Annotated in this window: 10 protein-coding genes and 1 riboswitch; of the genes, 9 read left to right on the plus strand and 1 reads right to left on the minus strand. The window is 39.5% G+C overall.

What is annotated here, in order from left to right; genetic code table 11:
• The first annotated feature begins 356 nt into the window (after positions 1-356).
• A complete protein-coding gene (locus IEW69_RS16665; protein WP_188628009.1) occupies positions 357-1,685 on the plus strand; it encodes an amidohydrolase family protein in 1,329 nt (442 codons plus the stop codon).
• A gap of 18 nt (positions 1,686-1,703) precedes the next feature.
• Here IEW69_RS16665 and IEW69_RS16670 read toward each other — a convergent pair whose 3' ends face one another.
• Positions 1,704-2,165 (minus strand): Lrp/AsnC family transcriptional regulator, encoded by a 462-nt coding sequence (locus IEW69_RS16670; protein WP_188628010.1) that lies wholly within the window; start codon positions 2,163-2,165, stop codon positions 1,704-1,706.
• 163 nt (positions 2,166-2,328) lie between these two features.
• Positions 2,329-2,511, plus strand: a riboswitch (cobalamin riboswitch).
• Between the two features lie 180 nt (positions 2,512-2,691).
• On the opposite strand from IEW69_RS16670, the gene IEW69_RS16675 reads away from it, so the two are divergent.
• From IEW69_RS16675 to IEW69_RS16710, 8 genes are all read left to right on the plus strand, one after another.
• A complete protein-coding gene (locus IEW69_RS16675) occupies positions 2,692-3,696 on the plus strand; it encodes a DUF1852 domain-containing protein (protein WP_229663665.1) in 1,005 nt (334 codons plus the stop codon).
• Positions 3,697-3,722: 26 nt separating this feature from the next.
• A complete protein-coding gene (locus IEW69_RS16680) occupies positions 3,723-4,757 on the plus strand; it encodes a methionine synthase (protein WP_188628011.1) in 1,035 nt (344 codons plus the stop codon).
• An 18-nt stretch (positions 4,758-4,775) separates the two neighbouring features.
• Positions 4,776-5,771 carry a bile acid:sodium symporter family protein gene (locus IEW69_RS16685; RefSeq protein ID WP_188628012.1) on the plus strand — a complete coding sequence of 332 codons (996 nt, stop codon included), beginning with the start codon at positions 4,776-4,778 and terminating at the stop codon, positions 5,769-5,771.
• Positions 5,772-5,775: 4 nt separating this feature from the next.
• Entirely contained in the window at positions 5,776-5,955 is a 180-nt protein-coding gene (locus tag IEW69_RS16690; RefSeq protein WP_229663666.1) for an oxidoreductase, read from the plus strand.
• A gap of 510 nt (positions 5,956-6,465) precedes the next feature.
• Entirely contained in the window at positions 6,466-6,948 is a 483-nt protein-coding gene (locus IEW69_RS16695) for a DUF695 domain-containing protein (protein ID WP_188628013.1), read from the plus strand.
• A 410-nt stretch (positions 6,949-7,358) separates the two neighbouring features.
• Positions 7,359-8,273, plus strand: coding sequence for a hypothetical protein (locus IEW69_RS16700; RefSeq protein WP_188628014.1), 915 nt, complete (start codon positions 7,359-7,361; stop codon positions 8,271-8,273).
• Between the two features lie 233 nt (positions 8,274-8,506).
• Positions 8,507-9,643 (plus strand): helix-turn-helix domain-containing protein, encoded by a 1,137-nt coding sequence (locus IEW69_RS16705; RefSeq protein WP_188628015.1) that lies wholly within the window; start codon positions 8,507-8,509, stop codon positions 9,641-9,643.
• Between the two features lie 97 nt (positions 9,644-9,740).
• Positions 9,741-11,192, plus strand: coding sequence for a serine hydrolase domain-containing protein (locus IEW69_RS16710; RefSeq protein WP_188628016.1), 1,452 nt, complete (start codon positions 9,741-9,743; stop codon positions 11,190-11,192).
• Positions 11,193-11,714: the final 522 nt, after the last annotated feature.

Consider the following 11,714-nt stretch of genomic DNA (forward strand, 5'->3'; position numbering starts at 1 on the left):
TGAAAGAAACTTAAACAAACGGAATATTGCAGCTTAACTAAATGTCTATTTTATTGTTGCAATTCCAGTCCAAATACCCCCGATCAAGAGAGAATGCAATGATAGTCACAAAGCAGGAGTTGTCTCAAAAAAGGAAACCTTCTCTTTGTCTAAGCCATTAAATCAGCTACTATAAACTGATTGCTATTGAAAAGTTTGACCTCATCACATTTAAGTATATAAGGTATTCGATAGTTTCCTCAGCTAGCACAAAAGATCCTGCGTCAAAAAGAAGAGATTTCCGGTGAGCTAATTCTTTTTGCTAACAATCAAATTTCCCTTATCTTAATTTAATACTTAACCTTTCTTGTTCCTTTATGAAGCTGACGATAGGTCTATCTTATTTATTTGCACTCATGTTTCCCTTAATCGGGATTGCACAGCCTAAATCACTAGTTATAGAAATTGGATTGCTTTACAATTCAGAGTCTAATGAGTTCGTGAAGAATCAAGTCATTTGGATCGAGGGTGACCAAATAAAGGCAGTTGGATCTGCCATTAAGGTTCCTCCATCTGCACAAGTGATTAAGCTGCCTACAGGTACGATCACCCCTGGACTTATTGATGCACATACGCATCTTTTGACAAATCAGAAGCTCCCTGAAAATTTAGCTATTGATTCGTGGATCAACTCGCCGGCTAAACGTGTTCTTAGAGGTGCCAGCTATGCAAGAGACTACTTGAACGCGGGCTTCACTGCAATTAGAGACTTGGGTAATTCAGGCTATTACCTAGATATGGAACTAGCTTCTGCGATAAGAAAGGGCTATGTGACCGGTCCCCATATGTCTGGATCAGGACCTATAATAAGCGCAATTGATGGGCAATTTTATCAGTTGCCCTATGAGGAACGAAATAAAATCGCTCAAAAGGAATATCGAGTAGTTAGTGGTGTTCAGGACGCGATTCAGGCTGTAAACGAACATGTCAATAATGGCGTGGACGTAATCAAGATCGTTGCCTTTGGCGAACGTTTAGGACTGGAGTTAGAGGAGATGAAGGCCATCGTTAAAACGGCACATGCACATGGCTTGAAAGTAACCGCACACAGCACTGGCGGACCAAGCATGGAAAGTGCCATTGAGGCTGGAGTAGATGGGATTGAACATGCCTACTATGTCAATGATACCTTATGGAAGAAAATTGCAGCGAAGAAAATCTACATGGTACCAACGGATCCATCTTTTAATAGCGTCATTCAGATGCAAAAGTCTATGGGACAAACTACGCACGATACACTTGCTATTCGCACGGAACTCAAGCCACTTCGGGATCGTCTAGTGCGGGCAAAAAAAGAAAAAATCCTTCTGGCAGCTGGTTCAGATGCTTATTTCGATCTTCCCATTTCACGTGGCGATGCAGCCAAAGAAATGCTGGTCGCTTATGTCGAGGAAGGCCTCACCGTAGAGGAATCACTTCAAGCAGCTACGCTAAACGCGGCAAAGGCAATCGGGCAAGAGGGAAAATTTGGAGTTATTAAGCAGGGTGTGAAGGCCAACTTAGTAGTTTTTGATGGCAACCTTCAGAAAGATTTTCGTAATGCCCTTTTCAACGTCTATATGGTTGTAAAGGATGGAAAGGTTGTATATGCAAAAGAGCATCAAGCTGCTAATTTACCTGGGGAACGAAAAAAGGATGCCTATTAATCCTAACTTCCGACAATACTAAAAACTGATATTGTGTGTATTTTTGATCTCGGCCATTACGAAGGTACTATGTGTACTGCCAATACTTTCAACGGAGCCTAATTTATTAAAAACAAAGTCCTGATAATGCTTCATGTCTTTGGCATACACTTTCAGAAAAAAATCATAATCGCCGGAGATATTATAACATTCTACAACCTCCTCGATCTTCAGAATATCCGCTACAAAGCTGTGGCCCACTTTCCGGTCATGCTGTTTAAGCCGGATATTGCAGAACACAATAAAGCCCTGGTTAAACTTTTCTGGGTCAAGCAGCGCGATATATTTCTTGATATACCCACTAGTTTCCAGGCGTTTTACACGCTGCACAACCGGCGATGGAGTCAAGTTTACCTTTACAGCGAGTTCCTTGATGGTATGACTTGAGTCATTGCCCAATATCTTTAATAATTTAAGATCGACCTCATCCAATTGTTCCATAGCATAAATCACTGTTAAAGTACACTAAAGTACGCACAAACCGCATAAAAATTCGATAAATCATTTATTTAAAGCAATTCTGGTTAAAATAACAGGTATTATTCGGCTTTTATGACTGATTTTGTAACTTTGAGCAGAGTTTAAAACTCGTGGTTCTTTGCTTTTTTCAGCAATCGGGAAAGGTTTTACTTAGCGGTGAATTAATAGGGAATCGTGTGCAAATCACGAGCTGTCGCGCAACTGTAAGTAACACAAAAGGTTTTACCAATGATGGTCACTGTGCAAAACGGGAAGGCCGGTAAAAGCCGTTACAAGTCAGGATATCTGCCTTTTCTGAATTGACGATACTTCCGCGTAAAGAGGTTATTGATCAGATTGTACAGCTTATAAGGTGCAAACCCTCAGGGGTTGGCTGCGCCTGTTCGTGTCTATCTCTCCTTCTCAAATCCTTTCTTTTGCCTGTCGTATCCTGAATAATCAAGAACTTTTTAATGATTATTAACCATTTAAAAAGTTAAAGAAATACATGGAAAATATCCAAGACACCATCAAGAATGAATTTGTGTTCACACTAAAGAGCACTTGTTTAGATGAAAACTATCACCCCTCAAGTCAGACGCGTCTGACAACCAATTTTGCAAACCTGGCTAGAGGAGCTAACCGCCAACAAAACTTACGTAATGCCTTAAATATGATCAACAATCGATTTAATGCACTAGCTCATGTAGATAATCCAAAAGGCGATCGTTACCATGTAGAACTCGAAATCCTCACCGTAACAATGCGTATCGATCATAAAAATGGTATCAACGATCTGCCGATGATTGAGGTTCTAAAAACAAATATTTTTGACCGTAAGACTGGCCAGCATATCGAAGGTGCCGCCGGAAATAATTTTTCTTCTTACGTGCGTGATTATGATTTCAGTGTCTTATTGATCGACTACAATAAGGATAAACCCAGTTTTACTGTTCCTGAAAATTTTGGCGATCTGCATGGAAAACTTTATAAGTGCTTTGTGAATTCGACCACTTATAAAGATTACTTTAAGATGTCACCGATCATCTGCTTAAGTGTATCGAGCAACAAAACCTATACCCGCACTGAGTTTGAGCACCCGGTATTGGGTTTTGAGTATCTGCAGGACCAGTATTCACTCACTGATGAATATTTTTCTAAAATGGGATTAAAAGTCCGTTTTTTCATGCCTGCGAACGCTGTGGCACCAATGGCTTTTTATCATTCAGGAGATCTCCTTTCTGATTATACTGATCTTGGACTGATCAGCTCCATCAGCACGATGGAGACTTTCCAGAAGATTTACCGCCCCGAAATTTACAATGCAAATTCAGCGGGCGGGAAAATTTATCAACCTAGTCTTAAACACGAAGATTATTCACTGACCCGAGTAGAGTATGACCGCGAAGAGCGTAGTCGGTTGGCTGTTGAACAGGGCAGATATGCTGAAGAGCATTTCATCAAACCTTATCAGGATGTTCTTGAGCAATGGTCTCCCAATTTCTCACTTTAATTAATACGACACATTAAAATTGTTCTATGACGAAGAAATTATTATTGCCAACCTCAATTGTTGGAAGTTTGCCCAAGCCTGCCTGGCTTGCACCACCCGAAAAACTATGGTCGCCATGGAAATTAGAAGGCGATCAGTTGCTGGAAGGAAAACAAGATGCGCTGAGCATTACACTGCAGGAGCAGGAATTGGCAGGACTGGATATCGTTTGTGATGGTGAGCAGACACGCCAACATTTCGTGACCACCTTTATCGAGCATCTAAGCGGTGTAGATTTTGAAAATCGCAAGACGGTGCGAATCCGTGACCGTTATTATGCGAGCGTTCCGATGGTTGTAGGCGATGTTGCACGCAAAAAAGCAGTTTTTGTTGAAGATGCCAAATTTTTGCGTAAACAAACCAACAAACCTATTAAATGGGCATTACCAGGACCGCTTACCATGGTCGATACCTTATACGATAGCCACTACAAAAGTCGTGAAAAACTGGCCTGGGAATTTGCCAAAGCACTCAATGAAGAGGCAAGAGAACTTCAGGATGCAGGTGTAGATATCATCCAGTTTGACGAACCAGCATTTAATGTGTTCTTCGATGAAGTAAACGATTGGGGAATGGCAACGCTGGAAAGAGCAATTGAAGGTTTAAATTGCGAAACTGCGGTACATATCTGCTACGGTTACGGAATACAGGCCAATAACGACTGGAAAAAAACATTGGGTTCCGAATGGCGTCAATACGAAGGGATTTTTCCTAAAATTCAAAAATCTAAGATTGACGTGGTATCATTAGAATGCCACAACTCCAATGTTCCTTTAGAATTAATGGAACTTGTCCGCGGTAAAAAAGTGATGGTGGGCGCTATTGACGTGGCAAGCAACACGATCGAAAGACCCGAAGAGGTAGCCAATACCCTACGTAAAGCGCTTGAATTTGTGGATATAGAGAATCTTTACCCTAGTACAAACTGTGGTATGGCTCCATTATCAAGAGCGGTAGCGCGAGGTAAGTTAAGTGCTTTGAGCGCAGGGGCAGAGATTATACGCAAAGAAAATGCGGGTTAATAAATATTTTGAATTACGTTGAAGAAGTTATTAGCAATATTAAGTAAAGCAGGTTTAGACGGTTTCCTGCTCATGATAGGCATGATGATCCTGCTGGCCTATTTTTTACCGCAACCGGGCATGGTCAAAGAACCAATTTCACTGGAGCAGATCGCAGGTGTAGGCGTATCGCTGATCTTTTTATTTTATGGTCTAAGGTTGAGTGTGGAGAACCTAAAAGCCGGGCTTGTCAACTGGAAAATGCACATTATCGTCCAGTTGACTACCTTTTTGTTTTTTCCGCTCATCGTTTTGGCATTCCGCCCGCTGTTTGTTGGCACCGATTTCGAAGTGCTTTGGTTGGGTATATTTTTTCTGGCAGCTTTACCATCCACCGTTTCCTCTTCGGTGGTCATGGTTTCCATCGCAAAAGGCAATATTCCTGCGGCCATTTTCAATGCGAGCATTTCCAGTTTGATCGGCGTTGTAGTGACGCCGCTATGGGTCGGGCTGTTCATTGCTTCTGCGAGCGGCCATTTTGATGCTACAGATATTGTCATCAAGTTGCTTCTTCAGGTTTTGTTACCTGTCATCGTTGGCATTTGCCTTAACGCACGTTTTGGAGCCATTGCCGAAAAATATAAGAAACAGCTTAAACAATTTGATCAGGCGATCATCCTTACCATTATTTACACGTCGTTCTGTAAGTCGTTCTCCGAACATTTGTTCGCAGGCTTTACAGCCCTTGAACTTGCGGGACTTGCCGCAGGGATGATAGCCTTGTTTTTTGCCGTATTCTTTTGCGTCGGACTACTTAGCCGTTTGTTTGGCTTTTCAGATGAAGATCGCATTACGATTTTATTTTGCGGGTCTAAAAAGTCACTGGTACATGGAACGGTCATGTCAAAAGTGCTCTTTCAGCACAGTACCATCACCGGTATTGTATTGTTGCCACTCATGTTATACCATGCCCTGCAATTGATTGCCGCCAGCATCATCGCTCAGAGTATGGCCCGGCGAAAAGAAGAAAAATAGCACTATGAAGCTTTTAGAAAAAATACAGTTAGGCAGTGTCAGCCTAAAAAACAGAATAGCCATGGCAGCGATGACCAGGGGCCGTACAGACAGCAATGGTCTGGTGGGTGGTATGACGGTGGAATACTATACTACAAAGGGCAGGCGCAGGCCTGCAGTTCAGCGAAGCCATCAGAATCAGTGAAGAGGCTACGGGCAGTCCGCTTACGCCTGGTATTTTTACAAATGAACAAATAGCCGCCTGGAAGAAAGCAACCACAGCCGGATGATAAAGGTGGCGTAATATTAGCCCAGCTTTGGCACACCGGGCCGTGGGACATCCGGAGGATAATATTAGTCTCTTTTTCCATCTTCTAAAACTTTCATATCTACAGTAATTATAATTAGGTAAAAGCCAATGATACTTTATAATCTTATTTACTGTTAAAGTCTGTTAGAAACCTTTTCATATCACGGCAAAAAGATAATCCATGGTTTGTCTCAAAAAAGGAATATTTGATCAGCATAAATGCTGTTTACTCTAGCGTCAAATCACAATTCACTACATCTAAACTCTTAACGACACCAGTCTTCCTGGAAAATGGTTCAAGAAGCATATAATAAGTTTTCTTTGACAAAGAATCGGTGAACTATCTTTCATGTGTCGAAACACTAGAATTCTACTTAAATTGTAAACGACAATAATGAAATGATTTTGAAACTATTAGACAGGTTATTTAGGAGGCAGTTTCCCATTATAGATTGGCAACTCGTTAAAGAGTCAAATAAAGTGTATCCAGAAAGTTCCTTTACCCTTTTGAAAATAACGACTTCAAGCGGAAGGTTCGGCACAGGATGGGTCGACAAGGCATATACCAGGTATGAGTACAAGAAGTTTTGTCCTTACCATGTTTTAATCACTGTTAATCTTACAGATCACATCGCTGAAAATAATCCAGATATTGATATGGGAACAATAGAAGACTATTTTTCTGAGCCACTTAAACAGATTTGTACTTTTCACATGGTCTCAAGAGTGGTAACAGATGAGGGAATGGATATTGAAGGGTATCTAGAACTAGATGAATCCGCTGAAAACTTTCTAACGGCCAAAAGCCAGGCAGAAGATAGACTTGTAACATTCTCCTATAAGATCAATTTCGATCCTAACTGGAAGCTAAGTAAATTACTTAGGTGAAAGATTATTTTTGATGTAAACGTATTACCTGTTAACAGACGAGTCTCAGAAAGCGAAGATTTCACCTACGCCGTTAAGCCGATGTTGGCTGACTAATTAATCATCTTTAAAAAGGAGCGTTATAGCCCATTCTTCAGGGTGTTTCCAATTACGTCTACACTGCGGACGCAATTCAGCTTGACGTACTATAAGGTTCGTTTAGTGTTGACAATTAAGAACTAGTTCTACTTTTGAATAATCAGCTTTTGGAGAAGCTTATAATGTAGATTTTTAACCGGCACAAGTGTACAGTATTTATACCCTTATCGTTTGTAGCAGAATCCGCCTAGATTTATAATCATTAGGCAGATACCTGAATCAGGATGAACAATATTGGCCTAAAAACACCATTAAACCGACTACGAGTAATTATGAATAGAATTAAGCAAATATTTGTAATATCAGTTTTTCTAACTACAATTTCTTGCACAAATAAGTCAATGGAAGAGAGTTCAAATGGGACGGGAAGATTTAGCTATAAGAGTGGACACGTAGCATTTACGAATTATGGAAACAATATTGGAGCAATATATTACACTACAAATATAGACTCAGTAGCTCAACAACTAACCTTTCCAAAAGAAGGGTCTGATATCGTTTTTGATCTTTCTAAGGATTTGTCCAAAATTCTTTACATAAACTACCCAGAAGCAAAAATGGAAGTCTGCAATATTTGCCTATACGACTTAAAGGACAAAAAAGCAGATACACTACTAGCAAATGGAAAACTCATAACAAGCGTTCTACTTTCATCTAATGGTCAGTATGTCTACTTTACCAGCGCAGCCGAGATAAGGAACTACTCGCCCATTGCTCGGAAAGCTCCTCATGGAATGGATATTTTTGAAATAACTATTGAGAACAAACAAATTCGAAAACTCACAAGTTTAAATGCCTACTCTATTCAGGGTTTGACTACAACACCAAACGACTCTTCAATTGCCGTCAATATTTTTGATAAAAACGGATTAGGCCTGGTTTCAACAAAAACAGGAAAATTTAATAAGCTGCGCATAAACTCCTCTCGCAACGAAGTTGAAGAATACTTCTTTGCTGTTGATATAAAAAGAGACTCTATGATATATTTGGCACCTTATGAATTATACAAGTACAACTTCAAGACAAATGCAAGTGAGTTTATCTTGAGGTGTCCAGGTGGAGGCCAATGCGACGTTGTTCAACCAGACAGTTCATGGACTAACATCTTAATTGGAGAAGGTGATCAAACTTATCTCTATAACCTTTCTGCAAAAAGATTTACCGAAGTAAATCTAAAGATAAAATAGTACTACATGAAGAATTGTCTCAAAAAAGGAACCTAAAATTAGCCGCACACATCACTAATACTCTTAGAGATAAGAATAAGTTCTCCAATGTCATGTGATTCGCCAACCACAACCAATAGCGATAGATCTAGAATAGAATGATAATTATTTAAATTCTGTGAACATCATTCTTATACCTTTGCATCCAATTAACCCCAAACTAATGTTCACCAAGCTGTTGTTGGTCTGAAAGTATGGATCTGAGTCATTTTTTAGAGATAACCTCTTATGTCGGGATTGTTCTCGTCATTTTTCTAGTGGTGTTCTTGCTGACAGTAAAAACACAAAACAGACTTCCCAATTGGCTTCTTGCCCTGTTCCTGTTCCTATGTGCCATAGATGCCTGTAAATTTTTAGTTAAAGATGTTCCGGTTCATCTCCTCAGCTTCCAGGCTTTCCGTTGGACTTTTGTCTACCTGGTTCCCGCCTCGTTTTACCTGTATGTTTCATCGGTCTGCTTTGAAAATTTTGGTTTTAAGCCGAAATACCTTTTTCATACCACCCCCTTCATTGCACTTAATTTCTATTATCTAATTGAGATATACTCAACCAGCAGTGTGATAAAATTGAAATTCATCAATGGCATTAATCAGGAACCAGTAATGCATTTTTTTTATTTCCTGTTCGAACTGCTATTCCAGATATATTTTATTGCATCATTTAGACTAATAAAAAGATCGAAAGCTGTTTATCTTGAGAATTATGCCGACCCCAACAACTATTTACTTAATGCACTTTACAAAATAACAATTCTCTACTACGCCCTGCATTTCATAGTTCTTCTCAGATGGCTGGTTACCTTCACCGTAGGCTTTAGTAAATTAATCCAATGGATAATCACACTCGATAGTTTTGCATTCCTATTTTGCACCAGCTGGTATCTCTTTGTTGCGCTACACAAACCGGAATTCTTTAGAGGGGTTAATTCTAAATTGGAATCGATCAAGGATACTGTTCCCAAACAAAATCCTTCTGCTTCAATCAGCGACGAAAAACAACGACAGATGGATTTTTTGAAAGCGTATATGAAGACGAGCGAACCCTATCTGAATCCTTCATTGACTATTAAGGATTTGGCTGAAAAGTTAACAATTCCGGTCAAAGACTTATCGACACTGATCAACTTATATATGGATAAACACTTTTTCGATTTCATCAATGAGTATCGAATTGAAAAAGCCAAAGAAGTACTTCGGGATCCACTGCAGAAAGATTTGACAATTTTGGAAATTCTATATAAAGTTGGTTTTAATTCCAAATCCTCATTCAGTACTTCATTCAAGAAACACACCGGAACAACGCCAACAAATTACAGAAACACGCCACATTAGATGTTTTTCCCAACAAATGGGTTCGACTTTTTTAGTCGGTCGCATGGTCGGAACATCCTATGCATATTTGCAGCGTATTACTTGACCAGCACCCAACATGAGAAATTTCTGGTATGCATGCATCATACTTTTATCGATTGATGCTTTTGCTCAGGACAGCACAAGCAAAAAAGATGTCGATAGACAAAGCACAGCGGCGACTATAAAAAAGTCGAGCGCACAAAAATCCAATTATGTCGAACAAATCGATTCCTTAATGAGGACATCTTTTAAAAGAGATTTATTCAATGGAAATGTACTTGTCGCTAAAGGTGGCAAAATCATATACCAAAAATCCTTTGGGTTTACTGACGAGCTAAAACAAAATGCCTTAAACGGTCGGTCAATATTCAATATTGGCTCCATCGCCAAAGAATTTAACGCTGTTGCTATCATGATTTTAGTGGAACGTGGTTCGCTAGACCTCGATGATAAGCTATCGAAATTTAACATGGGATTACCCAAATGGTCAGAAAAGGTTACGATAAGGCATCTGATCAATTATGCCAGTGGTATACCGCGGATTGAGTCGGGATTGACACCAGTATCTGATGATGATGCCTGGAAAATTTTGCGGAGCAACGAAAACCTACTTTTTGAACCGGGGACAAGTTATCGTTATGACAATGGTAATGTTTTTTTGCAAAGAAGAATAATCGAAAAGGTATCCGGCTTGTCTTTTGAAGCGTTTGTGATTCAGAATATTGTCAAACCCTTGAAAATGTTTAACGCTGTGTTTGATCCCAAACCTGGGCACAAGAGTCGCACTTCCTGCTACGATCTGGAAAATGTCAGATGTCCGGAACTCAAATTTATTAGTGGTTGGCTTTGGGTAGATATCAACGATCTGTATAGATGGGTTGAAGGGGTGAATTCCAATAAAATCATCTCCAAAAAATCCTTCCAAACACTATTAGAAAATCCCTATGCTAAAGATGAAGGTGGATCATTAGGAAGATATTTCGAAGAAGAAGAACTACAAAGGCACAATGGGGTATCCTATAAATTCGAATCCATCTTCCTAAATGATTTGAAAGAAGATGTTACAATCATCTTATTGTCTAATAACTTAAATCGGGTGTGGGATCTAGGGCATGCTATTCGAAACCTGACGTTGGGAAAGGCTTACGAAATCCCTAAGAAATCTGTTTATCAAGCAATCAGAAAAGAAGCCCTAAACAATGTAGTTAAGGCTGTACAGTCCTATCATCAACTTAAAGCAAATGCTGTCGAGGAGTTTAGCTTTAACAATCCGAGTGAGCTGAACAGATTAGGATATGAACTTTTGCGCTTGGGTAAAAACAATGAATCGATAACCATTTTTAAATTGGCCACAACAGAGTTCCCGAATAATGCCAATCTTTTCGATAGTCTGGGAGAAGCCTACTACACAAATAAACAATTCGATTTAGCATTAGAAAGCTACAACCAGGCGATAAGTCTTGGTGAAACGACTGGTAGCTCAAAAAAAATGGTTGAAAAAATTAAATCAATTAATACAACCCCCTAGGTCAGCCTTTAACATTTAGCTCATTGAGACCATCTTAGAAAGAATCATCGTTGCTAAAAAAATAGAAGAAAATATGTTCGCTTATTAACTTACTACGTTCGATGAATACTGTTGCATAAGAGTTGAGCCAAAAATGCCGGCATTTTAAAGCGATCTAAACACTGAGGTAAATAGAGAACAAGATAATGAACAGAAAAAGACAGGGCAGCGGTTAGAAAATAAATTCTTAGCGCTGCCATTGTAAGGTAAAATATCTACACCATCCTATAATAGTATGAGGGGGGTTGTCCATAGGAGATATTAACGGTATGAAGTAGGAAAAGAACTTTTGAAATCTAGAATCGCCCTTTGACTGAGATATAATCAAAATGATAATATAATGGGGTATCACACAACGAAGTTTAAGCTCCTATAAGAATTCTGGTTTATGCGAGTCTTTTACCGTTGCGCAGATAGGGAGGGTGTTTCACAAACTGTGTCAATAGTGTAACTTTAAACTATCGACATGAATATGGCAACACA

It is taken from the genome of Pedobacter quisquiliarum (assembly GCF_014642175.1).
Classification (GTDB): Bacteria; Bacteroidota; Bacteroidia; order Sphingobacteriales; family Sphingobacteriaceae; genus Pedobacter; species Pedobacter quisquiliarum.